Origin of the sequence: Paenibacillus sp. FSL L8-0663 (assembly GCF_038008125.1) — a bacterium.
Taxonomy (GTDB): domain Bacteria; phylum Bacillota; class Bacilli; order Paenibacillales; family Paenibacillaceae; genus Paenibacillus; species Paenibacillus polymyxa_D.
Window position 1 is genome coordinate 4,251,929 of record NZ_JBBOYM010000001.1, and the last position, 24,342, is coordinate 4,276,270.

Sequence of the window (24,342 nt, forward strand, 5' to 3'; positions counted from 1 at the left end):
CACAGCTGTACTACGGCTCTCTTAGCAGCCTATGGGTCTTTCTACCCAAGATATGTTACAAAGGCTATAAACCTATCTGTACGCTTCATAAGGTTATTGCATAATCCGATGCACGGTGTATACATCCTTCACCCGTTTAATCCGTTCGACAACAGAATGCAAATGATCCGTGTTGCGAATGAGAATCGTGATGTGAATCATCGCCATTTTATTTTTATCTGTACGACCTGTAACGGCCGAGAAGCTGGTTTTGTTCTCAGAAATGGCCTGAAGCACTTCATTCAGCAAACCGTTGCGATCATGGCCCGTAATCTCAATATCGACACTGTAATTGACTTCCGCTGCTTCTTCCCACTCTACTTCAATCACACGCGCCTGGTCTTCGCCCGTACCCGAAGGAATATTCGGGCAATCCGTCCGGTGAACGGATACGCCGCGTCCACGTGTTACATAGCCAATGATGTCATCTCCCGGTACGGGATTACAACATCGTGCAAAACGAACGAGTAAATTATCGACGCCTCTGACGCTGACACCGTTGGTCGGTGTTTTTTTCCGTTCGCCCTGCGGCTTGTACTCCTTGACCTCGGTCGTCAATTCGATCAACCGTGCCTCTTCTTGTTCCTTACGCAGCTTCTCTGTCAAACGTGTACAGACCTGCGCTGCGGTTATACCACCAAAACCAATCGCAGACAGCATATCTTCGGAATCGTTAAAAGAGAACTTCTGCGCCACTTCCTGAAGCTTGTCGTCGCTCATCCACACCGATGGCTCGATATCGCGTTTTCTTAGCTCACGTTCCAGATTTTCACGGCCTTTTTCAACATTCTCCTCACGCTTTTCTTTCTTGAACCATTGTTTGATTTTACTGCGCGCGTGAGAGGACTGAGCAATTTTGAGCCAGTCCTGACTAGGTCCATAAGAATGTTTGGACGTCATAATTTCGACAATATCCCCAGTTTTAAGCCGATAATCCAAAGGTACGATTCTTCCATTTACCTTAGAGCCAATCGTTCGATTGCCAACTTCGGTATGAATACGGAAAGCAAAGTCCAGCGGAACGGATCCGGCTGGCAACTCAATGACCTCTCCCTTAGGAGTAAACACAAACACAAGGTCTGAGAAAAAGTCCATTTTGAGCGATTCCACAAATTCCGACGCATCCTTCGCTTCATTTTGCAGCTCCAGGATTTCTCGAAAAAAGGTGATTTTATCCTCAAAGTTAGTGTTGTTTGCTCCGTTGCCTTCTTTATAGGCCCAATGGGCCGCAATCCCGAATTCAGCGGTACGATGCATATCCACTGTGCGAATTTGGACCTCGGTAGGCTCCCCGTTAGGACCTACTACTGTCGTATGAAGGGACTGATACATATTGGCCTTAGGCATAGCGATATAATCCTTAAACCGCCCCGGCATCGGCTTCCACAACGTATGGATAATCCCCAGTGTGGCGTAACAGTCTTTAATGTTATCCACAATAATTCGAATCGCCAGCAAATCATATATTTCATTGAACTGCTTGTTCTTCGTCGTCATTTTTTTAAACACACTGTAAATATGTTTAGGGCGTCCGGACAGATCAGCCTGAATGCCCATCTCTTCCAGCTTTTCTCTGATACGCTGTATGACATTATCAATAAACTGCTCCCGCTCTGCCCGCTTCTTATGCATCAAATTAGCAATGCGATAATACTGCTGAGGATTCAGATAGCGCAGAGCAATATCTTCCATTTCCCACTTAATGGCTGAAATACCCAGTCGGTTTGCAACCGGACAGAAAATCTCTAACGTTTCATAAGCAATCCGACGCTGGCTTTCCTCTGACTGATATTTCAAGGTACGCATGTTGTGCAGACGATCTGCTAACTTAATGACAATGACACGAATGTCCTGCGCCATAGCAATAAACATTTTTCGATAATTTTCGTTCTGTTGTTCTTCCTTGGAACGGAACTGGATACGCTCCAGTTTCGTCAGACCATCGACAAGCATCGCACATGTATCGCCAAAATGCTCGCGAATCTGCGCCAAAGACACCGTCGTATCCTCCACAACGTCATGTAAAAGAGCGGCGATAATGGAGATGGTATCCATCTGCATATTAACGACGATATCAGCAACCGCAAGCGGATGCAGAATATAAGGTTCACCGGACTTACGAGTCTGGCCGGAATGGGCCTGTTCGGCAAAATCATAGGCGTCCCTGATGCGGATAAGATCTGCTTCTCTGGTATAGGCCCCGGCCTTTTTAAGTAATTGCTCTATCCCCATTCTGCTCTATTCCGTGTCCTTTCTATGCAAAATGGAACCCGCCGATCAATGTCGCGCAAAGGTTCCCTTTTAAAAGTGATTTCCTACAATTATGACGGTTAGCACGTCACACGTCAACTATTAGAGGTTTGGCATTGTAGCATTATTCTGTCACACATGGATAAGTAAAATGAGGAATGTTGACGAATTGAAACGAATTATATTGAAAAAATTACGAAAAGTAATTAATGTATATAAGAATAATTGAAAGAACTAAGGAGTGAACTGCGTTGCAACGCGAAATTCAAGTTAATGAAAAGCTACCGGCAGGACCTGGGTTCCTGCTCAGCGTACAGCATTTGTTTGCCATGTTTGGCAGCACTGTGCTGGTGCCGAATATTTTCGGCGTCGATCCCGGCATGATTTTGCTAATGAACGGTATTGGCACATTGTTGTACATCTGGATCTGCCGTGGCAAAATCCCCGCCTATCTCGGCTCCAGCTTCGCTTTTATCGCTCCCGTCAGTCTTGTGCTTAAAAACAATCCCGGCGGCAACGGCTATGCTATGGCCCTCGGTGCTTTCATCATTACAGGTATTATTTTCTGCCTCGTCGCACTGGTGATCAAATATGCCGGAACCCGTTGGCTGGACGTCGTTTTTCCTCCAGCTGTTATGGGCTCCATCGTAGCCTTAATCGGTCTGGAGCTGGTTCCGGTTGCAGCAGGCATGGCAGGCATTATCAATGCCGATCCTACTAAAGCTTGGACTCCAGATCCCAAAACGATTACTCTTTCGCTCGTTACACTCGGGGTTACTGTTCTGGGTGCGGTGTTGTTTCGTGGGTTTGCCAAAATCATTCATATTCTGATCGGTATCGTAGTGGGCTATGTGCTTGCTTATTTTATGGGCATGGTCAATACACAGGCCATCGCAGACGCTCCTTTTTTCGGACATCCTGCAATTACCACTCCAGTTTTTAATACCTCTGCTATGCTGACGATTCTTCCTGTTGCTCTGGTCGTCATCGTAGAGCATATTGGTCACTTACTTGTGACTAGCAACATTGTCGGGCGTGAGTTGTCCAAAGATCCTGGTCTCCACCGCTCTCTGCTGGGTAACGGTATTTCCACCGTCATTTCGGGTTTTGTCGGTTCTACGCCTAATACGACTTATGGTGAAAATATTGGTGTCATGGCATTAACTAAAGTGTACTCTGTATGGGTTATTGGCGGAGCGGCTATCATTGCCATCCTGCTGTCCTTTTCAGGCACGTTCTCAGCGATTGTTTCTAATATTCCAGCTCCAGTTATGGGTGGCGTATCCTTACTATTATTCGGTGTCATTGCTGCCTCCGGTCTAAGAATCTTCGTTGAGCAAAAGGTTGATTTCGCCAAGCCAACTAACATGCTGCTTGCGACCATCGTGCTTGTTGTCGGAATCAGTGGTACTACGCTCACTTGGGGCGCTGTAACCTTGAAAGGTATGGCATTGGCTACAATCATCGGCATCATCCTCAGCTTGTTCTTCAAGCTGATTGACGTGCTCGGCTGGTCCAACGATAAATCGCAGGCACCTTTAACCGAGAAAACACCAGATTGATATCTTTTTTTCAACTTTAAAACGCCGCTCCATGTTAGTTATGGATCAACACGCTCAGGCTGTATAGACAAGCGTGTAAAGATCCATATCTCATGGAGCGACGTTTTTTTTATGCACTGCCTTTTTTTCTAAAGATATCACACACGAAAGCGAGATACGACCTGATTAAGCGTATCAGAGACACCTGTAAGTGTCTTGACAGAGCTGTCCATACCTTCCAGATCCTTAAGCTGCCGTTCGGATCGTTCCGAGGCTTGCTCTGTACGTTTAGCTGAAGCTTTCGCAATGTCTGCAAGATATCCAATAGAGGCTGCAACTTCCTCTGAACCTGCCGACATTTCTTCTGAGGCAGATGAAACCTCCTGCACTTCTATCGCCACCTGCTGAATATCTTGATTCATCGCAATAAAACGTTCTTCCACCTCAAGTAAAATAGATACTCCTTCATCCATCTCCAGAGCACCCTGCTGCATTCCTTCCAAAGCTAATTTGGTTTCTTCCTGCATGGATCGGATTCGACTCGTAATTTGTTCCGCAGACTCGCTCACGTTTACAGCCAGCTTGCCGATTTCTGAAGCCACCACAGCGAACCCTCGGCCATGCTCCCCTGCACGTGCGGCTTCAATGGAAGCATTCAGTGATAGCAACTTGGTCTGCCCACTAATTTCCTGAATCATTCCAATTATGCTGCCAATTTGGGCGGACCGCTCATTCAATGAGCTTACTACCCTGCCTGCCTCATCCATAGATATTTTCGCTTTATGCATTCCTTGGTTGACCACGGTCAACCGTTCATTTCCTTGTTGTGCCTTATGTTCAATCTCAGTGGTAGCCTCGGATACATGCTGGATAGATTCAGCAATACGCTGTATGCCAACAGCCATTTCTTCCATCGCAGTCGCACTCTCTGCTGCTGCGACCAATTGAAGCTCGGCTCCTTCCTTCACCTGTGCCAGTTCTCCTGCATTATGCTGCGCATCTTTAGTAGCCCCAGAAATCTCTTGGGAAATTTTTATAGATACGCCTGAGATAACATCTGACTCTTCGCTCAAACGTGATGCCATTCCTCTGGTTGCCGCAATCACCTTATTGATCCCGTCAGCCATTTGGCCAAATTCATCCTTACGTTGTTGTGTTAGTTCAACGCTGTAATCCCCATGAGCCATACGATTGGTTATCTGCATAATTTTTTTAATCTCTTTGATCATACCTGAATTGTTAATTAATAACGCTCCCATAATTAGCAAGATGCCTATAACACTAACAATAAGAAGAAGTTTAAGCATTTCGTTCGCAGAGTGGTTCAAATCGGATTCTGGCAGTAATACGCCGATTTTCCATCCGGTTTGTGGGAGTGTTTCGTACATTATCCGGTAGTCCTCACTATCAATGGGTACGGATAGTTGTCCGGACGTACCACTTTGAATAGATTGTGCTGCTTCCGCATTCATCGTTTTTGTTAACGGCTCGCCTGCTTTTAAGGACGGAAGACCGGATGACAAAATGGCTCCATTCTTATCCATCAAGATCGCACTACCGTTAGCACCAAACTTCATTTTTTCAATAAACGTTTGAATGTTTGTCATATTCAGGTCGCCAGTAATGACACCTAACAGCTTCCCTTCCCTGTCATAAAATGCTTTCCCTGCAGTAATCATATTGACTTTCAGTCTGCTATCGTAAAAAGGCTCCGTAAAATTTATTTCCTTACCACGTTCCACGGCTTCTGTATACCATGGCTGTGTTAAGTAGTCATATTGTGGATCATCATATTCAATCGTTTGCTTCACTAGCTGGCCATCTCTATGCACATATATGGAACGGTAAGTCACTCCCGGATCATACGCACCTTTAGCAAAATAAATGCCCAACCCGTATGACATATCATTTAAAGCCAACTCTTGTTCAAAAAAACGTCCATAACCCTCAATGTTCATTCCTGCTCCCAGTTGTTCCGCACTCTTAGTCAGCATCGAAACAAGTAAAGCATGACGATCTACGTTAGCTGCAATATCCGTTTTAACCCTCGACAAGGAATGAGCAGCATTTTGGCTTATTTCCGTATCTAGCTTCTGCTTGGCAAAAAAATAAGACAAAAAGCTGATTAAAATCAGCGTTATAAGTACAAGCGGAATCAAGGTAGAAAATGTCCGTGCCTGTAAACTCTTAAATCGAAATAAACCCAATATGACCACCTCTGCTCCTTTTTAATTATTTATCGACATTTATTTTAAATTTTTTATAACTATTCCCAATAAAAACAGTGGTAATTTGCACCAATCAAACAAAGTCACACCTAAAACGCTTCTAAACAAAATAGCCCGATGGAGCAACTCTTTAGATAAAGAGATGTTCCATCGGACTATTTAGGCGACCCGTTCATAATTATTTCCCGGGAAACCCAGGTTTCGAAATACTTAATACGTAATCAGAGTGAATACATCTACATCAGGCAGTTTCGCCCGACCGTTTAGATCAGACAGCTCGATAAGAAAAGCAGCCCCTGCCACATTGCCACCAAGCTGGCGTACCAAGTTCACGGATGTAGCAATAGTTCCACCTGTAGCAAGCAGGTCATCAGCAATCAAAACATTTTGGCCAGGCTCTATAGCATCCTTATGCATCGCCAGCGTATCTTTACCATACTCCAAACCGTATGCTTCCTCAATGGTTTCTCCAGGGAGCTTGCCACTTTTACGGATCGGAATAAAACCAACGCCAAGCGCATAAGCCAGAGGCGCACCGATAACGAATCCACGTGCTTCTGGACCTGCAATCAAATCAATTTTTAAATCCGATACCAATTCCTTCATATCGTTGATAGCCTTGCGGTACAGTTCACCATTTTTCATTAGGGTTGTAATGTCTTTAAAACTAATCCCTGGTTGTGGAAAATCGGAAATCACCCGAATATATTCTTTGTAGTCCAACTTAGTTCCTCCTACTGTAAACTTCAAATTAGTATATACATTTTACAACATAAATTACGAAATAGTATCTCAAGACGCACCCTTCATAAGCGACATAATCCAGCTCGTCATCTGGGTGGTGTCCGCATCCAGCAAATACCGCTCCATTTCAGCCATATTATATAATTCCTGATAGCGCGGAGAAGCAGTTAAATCCCGCTTGGGCGGATTGGATACAAAACGGAATTGACCATCTGTACGCGTCATAAACTCAAGCTCTTCGAAGATGTCCAATACTTTGGATAACATGCGTACTGAACAGGAACACTGTCGGCTAAGAGCAGGCAGCATTGCCTTTTCATCAATAGGCTGTGTTCCCAATCGGGAAAGCACAACGTAAATGCGCTTGAACAGCTCTCTGTCTGGGCTTACGAGACGACCGCCACGCTCACTGACCGAATGAAGGAGAAATACGTTTTCTACATTTTCAAAGGTAGACCATAATGCCTGGAACTGATCCGGTGTATCCGGTGGCTCCAGTACGAATAACGACTTCACAGAGTGCTGTGCATCTCTTTGACCATCACTGGGAATAACACTGCCGTCTTTATCGTATAACCATAAGGATTCAGTGTCCACGGAGCTCGATGGACGAAGCCTAGAAGAAGGGTGGATCAACACCGCAACGTCTTTCTTTCTTTCCTCTATGCGTGGATGAAAGATCTTCAGTCCCCGTTCTAATTCGGCAAAAGGGTCCGACACTCCACGATAATCAAAAATTTGCGGCGCCTGCACTCGAATGTCCTGCATCATGAGCTGGAGAGACCTTTTACCGTTCCATTCGTTAATTGACAATTCACCCAGCAGATCTATCTCCGTTTCTTGCTGTAAAAAATCAGCCAAATCGCCACGACGAAAGGCAATCGCGTCCAGCGATAAACCGTTCTGCTCCAGCAGGAGCTTCACATGATTTTTCTCACGTCCCATTTTACGAGCCTCGCGCAATTGCAGACCCTGTAATACGAATCGTGGAGATGGATTCCCCATACCAAAAGGCTGAAGCAACTCCAGTTCTTCAACCACTTGCAAAGATACCTTGTCCAAACGACAGACCATATCAGCCTCAGCTACAGGAATGAGATCGTCTGGTGTCAAAATGGAACCCGCATAGCGGTTCAGCTGCTCTTCAAACAATTCCAGATTATCAGAGGACAGCGTCATACCCGCTGCCGAAGGATGACCACCAAAATGCTCCATAAGCTCATGGCTGTCCGTAAGAGCACTGTAAATATCCAATGCAGGAATAGAACGGGCGGAACCTTTGCACATACCTGTCTCAGCATCTATACCCAGAATAATGGTCGGTCGATAATAGCGATCCAACAGCTTGGATGCCACAATTCCGACAACGCCGACATTCCAGCCTTCACCAGCCAACACAATAACTGACGGTAGCTTGCCTCCATTCAGTTTGGATGCCAATTGTTGCTCGGCTTGCTCCACAATACGTTCAACCACCTGTTGACGCTCACGATTGAGCAGGTCCAGCGCATGCGCAAGTTGGTCTGCTTCTTCCTCTTTTTCTGTCGTTAGCAAAGAAACGGCTCGTCCTGCATGATCCAGACGCCCGCTGGCATTAATCCGCGGAGCCAAGGCAAATGCGATGTTGACTGAAGTCACTGTAGATATATCTACGCCCGCTACATGGAGCAACGCACGAATCCCCGGAAAAGCAGAGTTTCTCATGGATTGAATCCCTCTGCGTACCATCGTCCGATTTTCACCATGTAGTGGCATCAGATCGGCTACCGTGCCAATAGCGGCGATTTCAAACCATTCCTCCGGCACTTCACCCAACAGCGCCTGAGCGAGCTTCAGGGCAACACCAACACCTGCAAGACCTTTAAATGGGTATGGGCAACCGGGGAGCTTCGGATTAATCAAAGTATATGCCTCGGGAAGTACTGCAGGCGGCTCATGATGGTCCGTCACAATAACGTCTATCCCCAAGGAAGTTGCATAAGCAATTTGCTCTACTGCACTAATTCCCGTATCTACCGTAATGACCAGTGTAACTCCCTGCTGATGTGCCCAATCAAGGGCATGGTTATGCAGACCATATCCCTCGTTAGAACGATGAGGAATATAAATATCATAGGAAGCCTTTAGAAAACGCATGAGCTGAATCATCAATGATGTACTGGATACGCCGTCCGCATCATAATCTCCATAGATTAATATATGCTCGCCACGTTCCAGAGCCTGACGAATTCTCGGCACAGCCTCTTCCATACCAAGAAGCAAAAAAGGGTCGTGTACATCGTCCACACTTCCGTACAAAAAGCGGTTTGCTTCCCCGGCGGTAGTGACGCCCCGGTTCACTAAAAGCCGGGACAACAATGGTGAAATCCCCAGTTCCTCTGTCAACAGCTGAGCCGCTTCCAGGTTAGCCTCTGGGGTCTTCCATCTGTACTGCGAATGAAGCAATCCTATTCACCTTTCTTTCATAGTCGTCCTGCCCTATTGAAGCAACGACGACACATCATTATCTGGCAGTTCATGATTGGATTTGTATGGATATCCGGCTTGATAAGAAATGAACTTCATTTGTACATGGGTCACCTGTGGAAAACGGGCTAACAGTAAATTTTTGGCTCGATCGGCGATTTCCTGCGCTTCCTGTACCGTAATCCGCGGGTTCACACTTATCGTTACATCCACTGTTATGAAATGCCCTGTTTCCTGGGCATGTAAGTGTTCAACCGTTACAATACCATACACCCGTTGAATCGTCTCCATAAAGCGTCGGGAGTCTTCCTCCTGCAAGGGCTGCGCAGGAACCTGGTAAGCGGTATTCATTACCATCAAATATCCTTTACGCAGCACCAGACAGGCTACGAGCAAAGCTGCGGTTGGATCAAGATATAATAATGCAGGCCATTCCATTGCTTCGCCAGTCATTGCGCCGATCATGCCAATCAATGCAATCAACGATGCATACAGCGAGTAACGTTCATGGTTTGCGTACCGATCTGCTTCCTCTTTATGACCATGTTTAATCGAGTAGCGATATTGAAACTGAAATAGCGCTTCTCTCAATACCAACGCAATAAATACGGTAATTAATGCATACAGACCGGGTGCCTGCGGTTCCGAACTGCTTAATGAACGAACAGCCGAGATAGCTAGCTGAAGACCGCTCATCAGCACTAAAATAGCCAGTACCACAGATATGACCGTTCGAACCTTTTCACCGTTTCGCAACCGTGCCAGCATTCCGTGCCCTGTAGCACCCTTGGAACACAGAAGCTCCTGCAAACGGGAAGCACTATCTGCAGCCGTGTGCAGTGCATCTCCCAACAACGCCTTGCTGTTTGCCGCATAACCGACGGCTCCCTTTAGAACAGCCAGCGCGAGATTACCTACAATCCCGCTCAACGCCGCAGTTTCCAATGATCGGCTGCGTTCGCTATTCACAACGTTTCCCCCTCAATCCTGAACTAACCCTTTCCCAATAAAGCTCAATCTAAAATAACCGAATTTCTCAAAATCAAAAACCATTCACATTTAAGTGCCACTACTGAGCCTTACTTAAGGTAAATCTTAAAACCTTAGAAAACCGCGCCCAAGCAGACGCGGCTTTCTCTTTAATTTATACTACTGGTATTTGCGTAACTTAAGACTTTGCAGTTTTGGCCGCGCCCCCGCCAGCTGTCGGAGATTTTTGTTTTCCTTTCAATGCCACCCACAGCGGGCTGGCAATGAAAATGGAGGAATAAGCACCAAACAACAAACCAATGACCATTGCAAGTGAGAACATACGGATCGATTCGCCGCCAAATATGAACAAACATACGGAGGCAATAAACACCGTAAACACGGTTGCAAGTGACCGAGTCATTGTCTGCGCAATACTGTGATCAACTACCTGCTCTAAGTCGTCCCTGGACTTCTTCTTCGCAAATCGTAGATTTTCCCGAATACGGTCAAAAATAACGACGGTGTCATTAATGGAGAAACCAACAATCGTCAGAATTGCCGTAATAAAGGTCAAATCCACCTCAAGCCGGAAAATCGAGAAAATACTGATGACGAGGAAGGCATCATGCAACAACGAAACAATTGCTGCAACGGCAAACCGCCATTCAAAACGGATTGAGATATAAATAGCGATAGCCACAGAAGCCAATAAAATCGCCCATAACGCATTTCGTTCTAGTTCTTGCGCCATTTCCGTATCCACTGTATTGACCTCAAAGGAAGCCTTCGGATCCAGCTGTTTATTAAAAGAAATCTTAAAATCATTCACTTGCTGATCCGTCAAAACCTGTGAGAAGCGAATGCCAAAACGCTCTTTCCCCGGTGTATAATCTACCTCTTTACCGATTTTCTGCTTGTCCAGCAAAGTTTGGATCTGTTCCTGTGTAACAACCTTAGTCAAATTGACATCCACATTGGAACCGGAACGAAAGTCTACCCCGTAATTCAAGCCGAATATTGACAAGCTTAGAATACCAAGCAGTGTGATAATAATTGAGAACGTGTAAAACCACTTGCTCATCTTAATATATTTCAAGTTCCAATTAAAGCGCACTGATATCACTCTCCTTCACACCAAAATACTTGGCCTTCTTCACAGCATCCGCTTTAACCAGCAGATTGAGTAAGAAGCGGGAGAAGAAGATATTCGTCAAAATACTGGTGACAATATCAACGATGAGCACCAAAGCGAATCCTCGAACGGAGCCTGTTCCCAGACCAAACATAACCGCTGCCGCTATAATTGTCGTAACATTGGCATCCATAACGGTACGGAACGAAGCCTTACTACCTGCAATGACAGAAGAACGAATCGTTTTGCCTGACTTGATTTCTTCTTTAATCCGTTCATACGTAATGATGTTGGCATCGACCGCCATCCCGATCCCGAGCACAAAGGCGGCGATACCTGGGAGTGTGAGTACAAATCCACCCAAGTAGAAAATCGCAAGCACTACCCAGGTATGAACGATGAGACAGAAACTGGCCACTAATCCCGGTACACGGAACATTGCAATCATAAATACCAGAATAATGATCGAGCCGATCAATCCAGCACGAATCGTCTGATCCAGTGACAATTGACCCAGCGTAGCACCTACACTCTGAGAATATTTTTCCGTCAGTTTGAGCGGAAGGGCACCCAGATTAATCGTATCCGCCAGTTTATTCGCTTCATCACGAGTGTAGCTACCTGTGATTGACGCGCTACCGTCCGTTAATTCCCCACGCACTGTGGGTGCAGACAGCAATTCCTGATCAAGGAAAATAGCTAATTCTTTATTCAGAAGCCGCTTTGTGATTTCTGCAAATTTAGCTTTGTCCTTGACTTTGATACTAATCTCAGGTTGATTCAGCTGATCATAGCCTACAACAGCGCCATTCTCCACAAAATCATTACCGCGGAGCTCAATTTTGCTGTATTGACCTGGCTTCTTAGCATCTGCTGCCGTTGCACTGCGAAACGTTAATTCTGCAGGCTTTTTCAGCATGGAGCGAACTTCTGCCTCATTAGTGACACCAGCAAGCCGCACGCGAATACGGTTGCTCCCCTCTGTTGTTACTTCCGGCTCAGTCGTACCGAGCGCATTAATCCGTCTCTCCAGACTTTGAGCTGTTTGTATAAGAGACTGTCTGGTTACACTCTGCCCGGCTTCCAAAGGCTGGGCTTCATATAAAATTTCAAAGCCTCCCTTTAAATCGAGGCCTAATTTTAAACTGTTCAGTAGGCCCGGGCTTGTCCCGATCATAACACCAGTAGTTATGAGCACGACCACGATGAAACTTAGAATTCTCTTCATTCCGTCCCATGTTCCCCTTTCATTCTCAATATTCCTATTATAGCTACCCCTCAAAAAGCAGTCAATTTGAACGCAAAAAAAGACCCCCTTCTATTCGAAAGTGGAGCCCCGTAATGCGGACATAGTCAAATAGTTCATAAAGCTCGTCGCTTTAAGGGAAAGTATATCGTTAACGAGCTTGTGCAGCGGAGGAATACCCTCCTTTTCATATTTATGGCTGACGCAATTCCACACGTCCTTACTTGTGACATGCTCATAGCCTACGAGAATCAACTCGTCCGCCTTACTTTGACAAAGCATCTCAATTGCGTCATCCCAATCCTGCTCATCCAGCTCTTCCATACCCACGATGGCCGTTCCTCCTCCCAGCGACTACCGGTTCCGCAGATCAGCAATTAGCGGGGTTATTGACTGCTTTGTAGAACATTTCTGTCCTGATCCTGGAAAACCCTTCTTCTCGTTGAAAATAGCCTTAAATCAACAATATATGCAATCATTTCGCTCGTCAATAGCAGAATTCACCACTCTCCCTCTTGTTGTCTAAATCACTTTGTTTCTGAACGGAAAAGCTTGTCATGAAGATGGACAGGTCCAGCATATCTTCTAAAGTAATGTATAGACGCAGAATTACATTTTGGGGAAGAGGGAGTTGCGATTGAAAAAGCAGACATTCATCCATGGAGCAATTATTTTATTGGCAGCAGGAATTATCAACCGGATACTAGGTTTTATTCCCCGAATCGCACTCCCACGTATCATCGGCCCCGAAGGAGTTGGCTTGTACCAACAGGGGTATCCCTTTTTTATCGTTCTGGTGACGCTTATTACAGGGGGAATCCCTCTTGCGGTAGCCAAGCTAGTAGCCGAAGCCGAAACGGCGGGACAGCCCGAAATGTCGCGGCGTATTTTGCACACCAGCCTGCGCTTCACCATTACACTCAGTCTGATCGCCATGGTGCTCTGTCTTGTGTTCGCGCCTTGGATCACAAGCCATCTTCTGACCGACAGCCGCGTGTATTATACATTCGTGAGCATGAGCCCAATGATTGTCATTGTAGCTGTTTCTTCAGCTTATAGGGGCTATTTTCAGGGAAAGCAAAATATGATTCCTTCCGCTAGTTCCTCGATTGCCGAGACCGTTATGCGCATTTTTTGTGTCATTTGGTTTGCTTACTTGTTACTTCCCCATGGGGTAGCCTACGCTGCTGCAGGTGCCATGCTCGGTGCTCTGGCGGGCGAATTCATTGGCATGATTGTGCTTCTATGGCAATACGTGTGTAACCAGCGAAAAGATCGCATCCTTCAGCCGAATTCGCCTGGCCCCTCCTCTGAGGTTTATCCCGAGCAATCATCTGTTTTGTCACGTCTTATGTCTATATCCGTTCCCGTGACTGCTGGAAGGCTTGTCGGTTCCTTATCCTATTTGCTCGAATCTATCTTGTGCATGCGCAGCCTTGCCGTAGCAGGCATTGCAACTGGCGTGGCAACCGCACAATATGGAGCCATGCAGGGCATGGTCATTCCTGTGTTATTACTACCTGGGGTTCTGACCAGTTCATTAGCTGTTTCACTCGTTCCTTCGTTATCCGAAGCAGCGGCTAAGGGGCATATTATAGCCATTCACAAACGTCTACATCAATCGCTTCGGCTCGCTTTGGTTGCAGGAGCCCCATTTGCCGTGATCATGTATGTATTGGCGGAACCTCTGTGTCTGCTACTCTACAATAATGGCGATATTGCAGGAATGCTTAAGCTCATGGCACCTTTTGCTCTTTTTATGTACATTCAGGCCCCGCTTCAGGCAGCACTTCAGGCGTTAGACCGTCCTGGAAGTGCCTTATTAAATACCTTTATCGGAGCCGTTATCAAAATTGTGCTGATCGTCTGGCTTGCATCCCAACCTCAGTACGGTATCTACGGAGCTGTCATCGCCATTTGTATTAACAGTGCCATTGTTACTCTCCTTCATGGCTTCAGTGTCAGCAGGCTACTTCGCTTCCGCGTACGTTTGCTCGATTTCTGGAAGACCGGGATAGGCATGATCATCATGGCAGCAGCAGTGTTATATACCTACAGACATTTAACGATGTTCGACCAATTGTGGCTCCAATTTATTTTTGCCGCAGGCTTGGGAATTATTCTGTACCTTTTCCTGATGACCTTGATCAAAATGATTGATTGGGACAACCTTACACGCATTCCAATCCTGAGAAGATGGTTTAAAGCATAAGAAATCTAATCCGAAGATTTTCCATAGGCCGGTGGTGTAATGTACACATCACCTCTATGGTTAATTGAGCATAAAAAAACATCCTTAAAATCTTTGTGTCCCTTCGCTTGAATTTGATTTTTAAGCCAAAAACGGTTCATATCCATCCGTTCCAAATTTCGATCCAGCACTTTGCCATCCATGATTAATGGAATAGGCAGTCCCTCATATCTAAACTTTCCACCGATTTGTGGAGAAGGATGGACTTTATCCACCTGTAGCTCTTTGTTTGCCAAATCTGTTCCGTTTAATTCCTGCTTCATTTTTTCGTGTTCCACTCCATCGTTATCATCCTTACCTATAACCGTTAGCTTACCTGTCGTTTCCAAAATAACATATTCAACTTCGTCCAGACTTTCTATATTTTGTTCACGAAGTTGTAACAGCAAGTCATCCAAATTGTAACGTTGTTTCACCATTTCGTCCTTGTTTAATTGTCCATTAGAGTACAATACACTGGGCCTACCATCAAATAGTAAGCGCAGTCGCCGACTTTTCAGACTGAAATAGGAAATCCCAATTTGCAAAATTAACAGCACTCCTAAAGGAATCAATCCTTCGTAAAGTGGACGTTTTATGTCCTCCAGACTGAATACAGCAATTTCTGCAATCATAATGGATATGACGAGATCGAAAACAGACAATTTACCGATCTCCCTTTTACCCATCAAGCGCATCACCAGATATACAATAAAATACATGAGCAGCGTCCGAAAAATATGAGCAAAAATATCGTGACTCAATATGTTCGCCTCCTCCCCTGTACTTGCAATAAGACATGAGTCGTTCATTGTACACGTATTCTGACCGTTCCTCACTTGGCTCATACAAAAAACAAAAGGCTAAATTATTGAAATAAAGAGAAAGACTGCTTGCGACTTGGTACTAAGCCGTGAGGCTTGGCCATAGAATGATAATAGTTCAAACCTTGGTACAGGAGGAATTATCAATGGAGCTCATTCGCCGCTGGTGTTCGTTTCGTCTGGCCCATCCTATTTTATCCGGCTTATTCTATGCTTTTGCATGGATGCTGCTTGGCGCATTGATTCTTTCACTACTCTTGTGGCTGACACAGATGCAGGAACAGGACTTATCATTGTATACGTACATCGTCCATGCATTCGCCATGCTATCTGGTGGCTTCGTCGCCGGTAAAAGATCAGCAAACAAAGGCTGGTATCAAGGCGGTATTACAGGTATCCTGTATGGACTAATCGTTCTGCTGGTCGGTTTTCTGGCATTGGATGCGGGCATGGTCGGCAAGGACCTGTTACACTTAGGTTTCGCGTTTGTCATAGGCGCAGGTGGTGGGATGTTTGGCATTAATCTCAGCAAGTAATCAAAATGTTTGTACCCATGTAATAAAACAACACAAAAAACCGAGCCTCCTCAAAGGCTCGGTTTTTGTATAACGGTCACCAGCATTTTACGATTTGGAAACAACTTCCTCAGATGCCGTGTCTTTTGCAATCGCGTTGCTGATTGCACTGCGGTCAAAGGTCAGCTTCGTGACATCATTCACACGCAAAACTACTACATCATCCGTAATCTCCATAATTGTACCGTGAAGACCTCCGATTGTAATGACTTTATCTCCCTTTTTCAAAGCTTGAAGCATCGTTTGACGTTGCTTTTGTTTTTTCTGATTCGGGCGAATCAGCAAGAAATAGAAGATTACAAACATCAGAGCCAGTGGCCAGATCATTTGAAAAAGTCCGCCAGTTCCACCGGGTGTAGCAGCGGCTGTAGCAAAATGAAACATGTTAAATCCCCCTTTCGTATACTCTCCCTAAAACTTAAAATCCTTTATCATTATCATGAAGACCGTACTGCTCAAAAAATTCATCTCGGAAATCAAGCAGCCTGTCATCCATAATCGCTTGTCTGACATTACGCATCAATTGTATTAAGAAATGCAAGTTATGATACGTTGTCAGTCGGAGCCCGAAGGTTTCATCCGCTTTAATCAAATGTCGCAAGTAAGCACGTGAATAATTGCGACAGGTATAACAATCACAAGCGGGATCGAGCGGGCCAAAATCACTTGCATATTGGGCATTGCGAACGACAAGACGACCTTGGCTGGTCATCGTTGTCCCATTGCGAGCAATTCGGGTTGGAAGTACACAATCGAACATATCCACACCACGGATAGAGCCTTCAATCAAAGCATCAGGCGAACCCACGCCCATCAAATAACGTGGCTTGTTGGTGGGAAGCAGAGGAACCGTATAATCGAGCACTTCATACATCAAATGTTTCGGTTCACCTACGCTCAGTCCACCAATAGCATACCCCGGGAAATCCATGGAAGTCAAATCCGCAGCGCTTTGCCTGCGCAGATCTTCATGCATGCCTCCCTGAACAATGGCAAACAGACCTTGATCATGAGGACGCGCGTGTGCCTCTAGACAACGCTCAGCCCAACGGCTGGTGCGTTCCAATGACTTTTTCACATACTCATATTCAGCCGGAAACGGCGGACATTCATCGAAGGCCATCATAATATCTGAGCCAAGCGAGTTTTGAATTTCCATCGCCACTTCAGGCGAAAGAAACTTTTTATCTCCATTTAAATGAGAGCGAAAATGAACACCCTCCTCTGAAATCTTGCGCATTTCACTTAAAGAAAACACCTGGAATCCGCCGCTGTCCGTTAAAATAGGGCGATCCCAATTCATAAACTTGTGCAGTCCACCCGCTTCACGAATAATATCGTGGCCAGGACGAAGAAACAAATGGTACGTGTTACTCAAAATAATTTGAGCATCCATCGCTTTCAGTTCCTCAGGACTCATCGTTTTAACAGTCGCTTGAGTTCCCACAGGCATAAAGGTTGGTGTCTCAATAACTCCGTGAGGAGTGTGTACACGCCCGAGACGGGCTCCCGATTGCTTGCAGGTTTTGATATGTTCGTATCTTATTGCTGGTGCCATATTTTCTCTACCATCCTTAATTAATAAATAAACATTGCATCCCCGAAGCTGAAAAACCGATATTGTCGGTCAATCGCCTCCTGGTAAGCATGCATAATATTCTCCCTGCCCGCCAGTGCGCTGACCAGCATAACCAAGGTGGATTTGGGCAAATGAAAATTCGTAATCATCGCATCCACCACACGGAATTCATAACCTGGATAAATAAAAATCTGTGTCCAGCCACTACTGGCCTCTAATACTCCATCACCAAATTTATTACCCACCGTCTCCAGCGTCCGGCAACTGGTCGTCCCCACCGCCACGACTCTTCCACCGCACGCCTTGGTTTCATTGAGTACATCGGCTGTTTCCTGTGACAATGAATAGTATTCTTCATGCATTACATGCTCTTCAATCGTATCCACAGACATCGGTCTGAACGTCCCTAAGCCAACATGAAGTGTGATAAAGGCAACGGTAACGCCCTTCTTTTTAATCTGGTCCAGCAATTCTTCTGTAAAGTGCAGCCCTGCCGTTGGAGCCGCAGCCGAACCTTCATGCCGAGCATAAACGGTCTGATAGCGCTCGCGGTCATCCAGTTGTTCCTTGATATACGGCGGAAGCGGCATTTGGCCCAAGCGGTCCAATATCTCCTGGAAAATACCGTCATATGAAAATGACAGTACCCTTCCGCCCATATCTCCTTCTTCCTCAATTACTGCTTTCAGCTCATCACCGAAAACGATAACAGCACCCTTTTTCAGCTTTTTACCAGGTTTCACCAATGCTTCCCATCGGTCCCCTTGCAGTTGCTTAAGCAACAAAACCTCAGCCTTAGCTCCCGTGTCTTCCTTGATGCCAAACAAGCGTGCAGGAATCACTCTCGTATCGTTTAATACCAACGTATCCCCTGGTTGGAGATACTGCACAATATCCGAAAACGTATGATGGCCCACTTCACCGTTATTTTTGTTTAATGTCAGTAATCTGGAAGCGCTCCGATCAAGCAAGGGCGTCTGTGCAATTAATGTTTCAGGCAGTTCAAAATCGTAGTCGTTTACGTTCATATATTGGTCAGTCCTTAACTATATCCACATTTTTATAATAGTGTTGCAAAATTTTCTTGTAATCATACCCCTGCTCGGCCAAACCATTGGCACCCCATTGGGATAAGCCCAAACCATGACCATTTCCTTTACCTGTAAAAATAAAGCTTTGTGTTTTGTCAATGACTCGTGCATGACGATCTTCATTCATGACGATCACCCCGTTACCACTTGAAGTACTGCTGCCAGATGCGGACAGGATTTGAGTGCCTTGTGTACCACTTACATGAGAAGTGGCCCCATCAGCGCCTAATACAGTATAACTTCCGGTACTCGCAATATCAAACAGTGTGCTCGGGAGTCCGCCCATTGCTGAGCGAAACATATCCGGATACTTCACTTTCAAAGGGGATCCGTTCGCTTCAACCTCCAACACTCGCCCTGATGGACCACGTTTGGTGACATCGAGGTGATTAATAGAGGAAGGCACTGTACCCGTTACTTTTCCTTGCAGGGATTTAGCAAGCTGAGCTGACGTAAAGGGCCCCCTCACCCATGCATAGTCTCCGGACTGAGGCACCTTTTCTAATACAATGATCTCTTCACCCGGCTGCGCCTTGGCTATTGGTGTAACCGTCGATTGAATTTGGGGAATAGGACGCACATTTGTATTTTCCGCAGTGACGGTGATTTTGTCTAACCCCGCTTCTGTGACACCCTCCAGTTCCTTAGCATTATCCTCACGAATATACCCTGTCTTGCCACTGGAGAGAAGTACATGATACCATTCCTGTGCTCCTTTTTGCGCCGAAGTATCCCCTGAGCTGTCTACGCTGGCAAAGGCTTCGCCACCAATGTTCCACACCTCAGAAGCATCTGCTGTCACACCGCCCGCATTAGATGAAAATACAGCTTCGACCACTTTGCCGCCACTTTTAATGACTTCACCAGCTGTTGCATCTACAGCCTCATTGACATTGGCATGTTCCGAGCTCTTACCGTTGTAAGCCTGGCTTAACGTGCCGTCTACCACATTGCCGATCTGAAACCGATTGCCTTGGGCAAGCGCGTAGCTACGAGCCGCTACCGCTTGAGCCTTGAGCGCTTCATCTGGCCATGAGGAATAGACCTCTGCTCCTACCACGGAATACAAATACTGCTCCAAAGGAACTTCGTTCACAAGCGCCAGCTGACCTGACGTCATGCCAATCTCCATCTCGCCGCGATATATACGCTGTGATCTTTCCATCACTTGTATTCCATCATTACCACCGCTGACAATTACCTTGCTATTATCAGAACCACTTAGTTTGTAATGAGACATCACCTGCGAGCCAGTCGTGACTCCTGCTTCCTGTCTTATAATGAGGCCGGTTTGAGTAGCATTAACTTTAGACAGCGTGAGTCTCGGTTGCTTGCTCTCCAACTCAGTTTTCAAAGCCAACAGCTTGCTGTCATTACTTTCTTCTCCAACCCACACAGCATACTGACCTCTTGATTGAATCACAGTAAAAGCATCAAAGCCCGCCGCAGCAATTGTCGTTCGAACGAGATTAGCTTCCTGCTCGCTTCCGTAGCTTCCAGTGGACCAATGCTTGTTTCCCTTCACCTCGGCCTGCGCTCCGGTTGCCGAGGAAATCCGCTGTACAGCAGCCTGCGCAGACTGTTCACTAGCATATATTCCCGCGTACACTTGATACACAGAGCTACCATTTTTTGAACCGATAAAAACCGTAGGTTTATCATTAGTCTTTTGCAGGGCTTGCGCCGCTTTTATCGCCGCTGCTTCATTTCCTTCAAGTACCTTCACCCGATAGCTGTCTACACTAAAACGAGCTGTACTGTCTGGCAGTCCCATCCAAGTTTGAAAGCTGCCTCCACTGTTCTGTCCAACACTCAGACCTCCTGATGATTTCAAGGTTACAGCGGGGACTGTCGCTTTATATTTGCTACCTAGATCCGCAAAAATCACTACACGAATATCCTCTTGGGCGGCGGCAGCGTGAACGCCCGAAGACCAAGGTATGCACACTGTAGCTAATACCATAATCGCTGCTGCTCGTTTGGCCCGGCCCATCCATGCACCGAAAATACTTTCTCGGTTAAATGCTTTTCCACTCATTTCTGGCTCCCCCAATCTAGCTGCCTAGCACTTATATTTGCGTAATTTATCGGGCTCTCGATCCTTGTCTGTCCCTTTAAATACATCGGCGGAATAAGCCAAAATGTAAACCCGCCAAAATCTTACTTATACTCTCATTTCCTCAGTCATCCGTCAGCCGATATCGTATTCACCATACTTGCATGTAACCATGCAATGATTTTTTTTAAAAGTGCATCATGTTTCCTAATCACCGTGGATCCGTTGGCATGGGGATTCCAAGGTGGGCATATGCCGCCGGAGTCACTGTTCGTCCCCGAGGTGTTCTTTGTAAAAGACCAATTTGTAACAAATAGGGTTCATACACGTCCTCAATAGTCTGACTCTCTTCACCAATGGTTGCAGCAATTGTGTCCAATCCTACAGGTCCGCCCCGGAATGAATGAATCATGGCCTTAAGCATTTTATGATCAATTTCATCCAGCCCGAGAGGATCTATTTGAAGTCTCTTTAGTGCCTCTGCAGCCAACTCAGAATGGATAATTCCGTCTCCGGCAACCTGGGCAAAATCACGCACCCTTTTTAATAGTCGGTTGGCAATACGCGGTGTCCCCCGTGAACGCAATGCGATTTCCTCCGCCGCATCCCCGACAATTTCAATCTCCATAATATCCGCGTTCCTAGACACAATGTAAGCCAGCTCGTCTGTCGTATAAAACTCTAATCGACTAATAACACCAAACCGGTCACGCAATGGCGCAGAGAGCAGCCCAGCGCGCGTAGTGGCCCCTATAAGTGTAAAGGGTGGCAAATCCAGACGGACTGAGCGTGCACTCGGGCCTTTACCAATCATAATATCCAGCGCAAAATCCTCCATCGCCGGATACATGACTTCTTCCACCGTACGATGAAGGCGATGAATCTCATCAATGAACAAAACATCACCCTCTTGAAGATTGGTCAGCAATGCTGCCAAATCTCCCGGTCTTTCAATTGCAGGACCTGAAGTCGTACGCAGATTAACCCCCAACTCATTGGCAATAATGTTAGCAAGAGTTGTTTTACCCAACCCAGGCGGTCCGTACAACAGTACATGGTCCAACGCTTCTTTACGCATTTTGGCCGCTTCAATATATACTTTCAGATTTTCCTTAACCTGATTTTGCCCGATATATTCATTTAGATAACGGGGGCGAAGGCTTAGCTCCGCCGTCTGGTCTTCCATCATCAAATTGGCGGAAATAATCCGGTCATCCATATTCCATCGCTCCTCTTTTCACCAGACACTTGTTAACGGACATCCGCGTCCTATCCGGCAAACAACAGTTGCAAAGCCCGCTTCATCAAAATATCGGCAGATTCATCAGGTTTTGCATCTTTCTTCATTCTGCTCCATACCTTATCCAACTCAGTATCAGTATAACCGAGGGCCTTGAGCGCCTCACGGGCCTCGCCCCAATATGAACCTTCGCCTTCTTCTACGACAGGCTCAGCAAACAATCCGGTTGCCATCCCCAACGAGCCAATACCGTCCAGCTTGTCTTTCAAATCCAGAATCATACGTTGTGCCGTCTTTTTACCGATCCCCGGTAACTTGGTGAGAAATGTGATATTCTCCTGATAAATCGCCGTTACCACATGAGCAGGCGTACCGCCTCCTAAAATACCAAGCGCAACACGCGGTCCAATACCAGATACATCAATCAGTTTACGGAATAGCTGCTGCTCCTCACGGGTCGCAAAACCGAACAGTAAAATAGCATCTTCCCTTACATGATGGTGAATATAAACAACCACTGGACCTTCAGTTTTGGCGAACGCGTAAGGATTCGGACAAAATACCCGGTACCCTACACCCTGTACATCTAAAACGACATATTCATTTTCCAAATGGGCCACAGAACCACGCAAGAAATCTATCATTTTCGCAATACCTCATTTAATTTTGAATTTAGTCCATAGGAGTGCGCATGACAAATAGCCACCGCCAAAGCATCCGCTACATCGTCCGGTTTCGGCACAGTTTGAAGCTTTAGAAACATTCTAACCATTTCTTGTACCTGTTTCTTCTCAGCCTTACCATACCCTACAATAGCCTGCTTTACCTGCATCGGCGTGTATTCACCTATAGGCAAATTACGTTGTTTTGCAGCCAGCACCAGCACCCCACGTGCCTGACTTACAGACATAGCGGTTGTAACGTTGCGATTAAAAAAGAGCTTCTCCAGTGCTACTGCATCAGGCTTATATTTATCTATTAATTGCAACATGCCTTCATACACATGAAGCAGCCTTTCTTCTTCCGGTGTATGAGCCTCCGTCTGGATGCAGCCATACTGTACAGGCACCACTTTACTGCCAATCTTGTCTACAAACCCGAAGCCCACAATAGCAATACCCGGATCAATTCCTAGAAAACGCAAAAAAATCTCTCCTCTATCGCTCAATCATGGCGTAACTAACCAATAGTCAACGTTATCCTGAATATACTCAAAAGCCAAATACCATATAAAGCGAACATATGTGTCGTTCTTTTCATTATAACAAAACTTTGTATCTAATAGAGGAAAAAATTTAAACATGAGTAAAAACATAAAAAGAGACGCTTCAAGCCTCACCTCATGGGCAAAGCCTAACGTCTCGCAGTTGTAATCAATAGTGCTGTTTTAATACCCTTTGTGTTCGCTCCACGGCAAAGTCACTAAAAGTGGAAATTACACTGTTATACTCATTTATATCCTGTACACGGATTCCCTGCTGAAGTTGTTTATACACCCCTTCTGGCAAGGCCGTCTCCATGGAACCCACATCCAATTGAAAAAAAGTGCGGATAACTTTTTCTCTTTTAGGCAGTCCTTCATACAATGTAAGCTGGCCGTCAGTGCTCAAACCCATGTATCCACGCTCTTTGCATGACTCTGACAAGTCTTCCACCCTGCGTTCCAGCCACACCTCTCCTTTGGTATTAAGTCGTCCCTTCCAATCGGAATGTTGCTTCAGTAAGGTCTCTAGCTGCTGTGAACTTAGCGTTCCCAAGGAAAGTGTTTCCGTACCACATACGTAGGTGGTTAACAGACGGGTCTTCCTGCTTATACCGGAAGCACGAATACTTTGTAATAGTTGCATATGTGAGGAGTGATCTTCAGTTGGACCGAGATGTGAAGCCTCCTCCATGCCCTCCTCTGCCATGACGGTAGTAGCGAGTGGCTGTGACAACATAGCCTGCATATAATTCGATAACAGAATACCCAACCCTGCCAGCAAACAAGCCGCGCCCAAAATGCTACAGGCCCACACTGTTCTTCTCCACTGTTTCCAGCGCCGTTTCATCTGTTTTTTCCAACTTAATCGCTTCACAGTAATCCCTTCCGTCCCACTTTTTGTGTTAGTGTGACCTGGCGATTACTG

20 protein-coding genes are annotated in these 24,342 nt (G+C 45.9%); 3 read left to right on the top strand and 17 right to left on the bottom strand.

Annotated elements, in window-relative coordinates; all coding sequences use genetic code 11:
- Positions 1-93: 93 nt before the first annotated feature.
- A complete protein-coding gene (locus MKY75_RS18640) occupies positions 94-2,271 on the bottom strand; it encodes a RelA/SpoT family protein (RefSeq protein WP_025720225.1) in 2,178 nt (725 codons plus the stop codon).
- A 269-nt stretch (positions 2,272-2,540) separates the two neighbouring features.
- Between MKY75_RS18640 and uraA the strand changes: the two genes are divergently transcribed.
- Positions 2,541-3,851, top strand: coding sequence for a uracil permease (uraA, locus tag MKY75_RS18645; RefSeq protein ID WP_069012460.1), 1,311 nt, complete (start codon positions 2,541-2,543; stop codon positions 3,849-3,851).
- Between the two features lie 137 nt (positions 3,852-3,988).
- Here uraA and MKY75_RS18650 read toward each other — a convergent pair whose 3' ends face one another.
- The 7 genes from MKY75_RS18650 to MKY75_RS18680 form a co-directional block, all read right to left on the bottom strand.
- Positions 3,989-6,046 (bottom strand): methyl-accepting chemotaxis protein, encoded by a 2,058-nt coding sequence (locus MKY75_RS18650; protein ID WP_340886221.1) that lies wholly within the window; start codon positions 6,044-6,046, stop codon positions 3,989-3,991.
- A 222-nt stretch (positions 6,047-6,268) separates the two neighbouring features.
- A complete protein-coding gene (locus MKY75_RS18655; protein ID WP_029514814.1) occupies positions 6,269-6,781 on the bottom strand; it encodes an adenine phosphoribosyltransferase in 513 nt (170 codons plus the stop codon).
- Positions 6,782-6,850: 69 nt separating this feature from the next.
- Entirely contained in the window at positions 6,851-9,247 is a 2,397-nt protein-coding gene (recJ, locus tag MKY75_RS18660) for a single-stranded-DNA-specific exonuclease RecJ (protein ID WP_165150828.1), read from the bottom strand.
- Positions 9,248-9,280: 33 nt separating this feature from the next.
- Positions 9,281-10,237, bottom strand: a complete 957-nt coding sequence (locus MKY75_RS18665) for a cation diffusion facilitator family transporter (RefSeq protein WP_165150829.1) — start codon at positions 10,235-10,237, stop codon at positions 9,281-9,283.
- Between the two features lie 199 nt (positions 10,238-10,436).
- Positions 10,437-11,354: a protein translocase subunit SecF gene (gene secF / locus MKY75_RS18670; RefSeq protein ID WP_051718082.1), complete on the bottom strand. Its 918-nt coding sequence runs from the start codon at positions 11,352-11,354 to the stop codon at positions 10,437-10,439.
- A complete protein-coding gene (gene secD / locus MKY75_RS18675) occupies positions 11,344-12,600 on the bottom strand; it encodes a protein translocase subunit SecD (protein ID WP_039275022.1) in 1,257 nt (418 codons plus the stop codon). Before secD ends, secF begins: the two co-directional genes overlap by 11 nt.
- Before the next feature lie 90 nt (positions 12,601-12,690).
- Positions 12,691-12,948, bottom strand: a complete 258-nt coding sequence (locus MKY75_RS18680) for a post-transcriptional regulator (RefSeq protein WP_013311570.1) — start codon at positions 12,946-12,948, stop codon at positions 12,691-12,693.
- Positions 12,949-13,255: 307 nt separating this feature from the next.
- On the opposite strand from MKY75_RS18680, the gene spoVB reads away from it, so the two are divergent.
- A complete protein-coding gene (gene spoVB / locus MKY75_RS18685) occupies positions 13,256-14,830 on the top strand; it encodes a stage V sporulation protein B (protein WP_340886223.1) in 1,575 nt (524 codons plus the stop codon).
- 5 nt (positions 14,831-14,835) lie between these two features.
- Here the strand turns inward: spoVB and MKY75_RS18690 are convergent, their stop codons facing one another.
- On the bottom strand, positions 14,836-15,612 hold the full coding sequence (locus MKY75_RS18690; protein ID WP_340886225.1) for a DUF421 domain-containing protein: 777 nt from the start codon (positions 15,610-15,612) through the stop codon (positions 14,836-14,838).
- A 206-nt stretch (positions 15,613-15,818) separates the two neighbouring features.
- Between MKY75_RS18690 and MKY75_RS18695 the strand changes: the two genes are divergently transcribed.
- On the top strand, positions 15,819-16,208 hold the full coding sequence (locus MKY75_RS18695; RefSeq protein ID WP_039275026.1) for a TIGR04086 family membrane protein: 390 nt from the start codon (positions 15,819-15,821) through the stop codon (positions 16,206-16,208).
- A gap of 87 nt (positions 16,209-16,295) precedes the next feature.
- On the opposite strand, the gene yajC is transcribed toward MKY75_RS18695, so the two are convergent.
- From yajC to MKY75_RS18735, 8 genes are all read right to left on the bottom strand, one after another.
- On the bottom strand, positions 16,296-16,631 hold the full coding sequence (gene yajC, locus MKY75_RS18700; RefSeq protein WP_029514804.1) for a preprotein translocase subunit YajC: 336 nt from the start codon (positions 16,629-16,631) through the stop codon (positions 16,296-16,298).
- A 34-nt stretch (positions 16,632-16,665) separates the two neighbouring features.
- Positions 16,666-17,805, bottom strand: coding sequence for a tRNA guanosine(34) transglycosylase Tgt (gene tgt / locus MKY75_RS18705; protein ID WP_029514803.1), 1,140 nt, complete (start codon positions 17,803-17,805; stop codon positions 16,666-16,668).
- Positions 17,806-17,825: 20 nt separating this feature from the next.
- Positions 17,826-18,854 (bottom strand): tRNA preQ1(34) S-adenosylmethionine ribosyltransferase-isomerase QueA, encoded by a 1,029-nt coding sequence (gene queA, locus MKY75_RS18710; protein ID WP_340886227.1) that lies wholly within the window; start codon positions 18,852-18,854, stop codon positions 17,826-17,828.
- Between the two features lie 7 nt (positions 18,855-18,861).
- On the bottom strand, positions 18,862-20,955 hold the full coding sequence (locus MKY75_RS18715; RefSeq protein WP_340886230.1) for a SpoIID/LytB domain-containing protein: 2,094 nt from the start codon (positions 20,953-20,955) through the stop codon (positions 18,862-18,864).
- A gap of 229 nt (positions 20,956-21,184) precedes the next feature.
- Positions 21,185-22,192 carry a Holliday junction branch migration DNA helicase RuvB gene (gene ruvB / locus MKY75_RS18720; protein WP_013372650.1) on the bottom strand — a complete coding sequence of 336 codons (1,008 nt, stop codon included), beginning with the start codon at positions 22,190-22,192 and terminating at the stop codon, positions 21,185-21,187.
- Between the two features lie 50 nt (positions 22,193-22,242).
- Positions 22,243-22,857 (bottom strand): Holliday junction branch migration protein RuvA, encoded by a 615-nt coding sequence (gene ruvA / locus MKY75_RS18725; protein ID WP_340886233.1) that lies wholly within the window; start codon positions 22,855-22,857, stop codon positions 22,243-22,245.
- On the bottom strand, positions 22,854-23,357 hold the full coding sequence (gene ruvC, locus MKY75_RS18730) for a crossover junction endodeoxyribonuclease RuvC (RefSeq protein ID WP_029514797.1): 504 nt from the start codon (positions 23,355-23,357) through the stop codon (positions 22,854-22,856). Before ruvC ends, ruvA begins: the two co-directional genes overlap by 4 nt.
- A 229-nt stretch (positions 23,358-23,586) precedes the next feature.
- The gene (locus tag MKY75_RS18735; RefSeq protein ID WP_340886235.1) at positions 23,587-24,291 is read right to left on the bottom strand and encodes a BofC C-terminal domain-containing protein; all 705 of its coding nucleotides are present in this window, start codon (positions 24,289-24,291) and stop codon (positions 23,587-23,589) included.
- Positions 24,292-24,342 lie beyond the last annotated feature (51 nt).

Bases quoted from the DNA above. Each gene is read 5' to 3' on its own strand.
- MKY75_RS18640 (WP_025720225.1), bottom strand. From the start codon at position 2,271: ATGGGGATAGAGCAATTACTTAAAAAGGCCGGGGCCTATACCAGAGAA.
- secD (WP_039275022.1), bottom strand. From the start codon at position 12,600: ATGAAGAGAATTCTAAGTTTCATCGTGGTCGTGCTCATAACTACTGGT.
- MKY75_RS18695 (WP_039275026.1), top strand. From the start codon at position 15,819: ATGGAGCTCATTCGCCGCTGGTGTTCGTTTCGTCTGGCCCATCCTATT.
- yajC (WP_029514804.1), bottom strand. From the start codon at position 16,631: ATGTTTCATTTTGCTACAGCCGCTGCTACACCCGGTGGAACTGGCGGA.
- tgt (WP_029514803.1), bottom strand. From the start codon at position 17,805: ATGGCACCAGCAATAAGATACGAACATATCAAAACCTGCAAGCAATCG.
- queA (WP_340886227.1), bottom strand. From the start codon at position 18,854: ATGAACGTAAACGACTACGATTTTGAACTGCCTGAAACATTAATTGCA.
- MKY75_RS18715 (WP_340886230.1), bottom strand. From the start codon at position 20,955: ATGAGTGGAAAAGCATTTAACCGAGAAAGTATTTTCGGTGCATGGATG.
- ruvB (WP_013372650.1), bottom strand. From the start codon at position 22,192: ATGGATGACCGGATTATTTCCGCCAATTTGATGATGGAAGACCAGACG.
- ruvA (WP_340886233.1), bottom strand. From the start codon at position 22,857: ATGATAGATTTCTTGCGTGGTTCTGTGGCCCATTTGGAAAATGAATAT.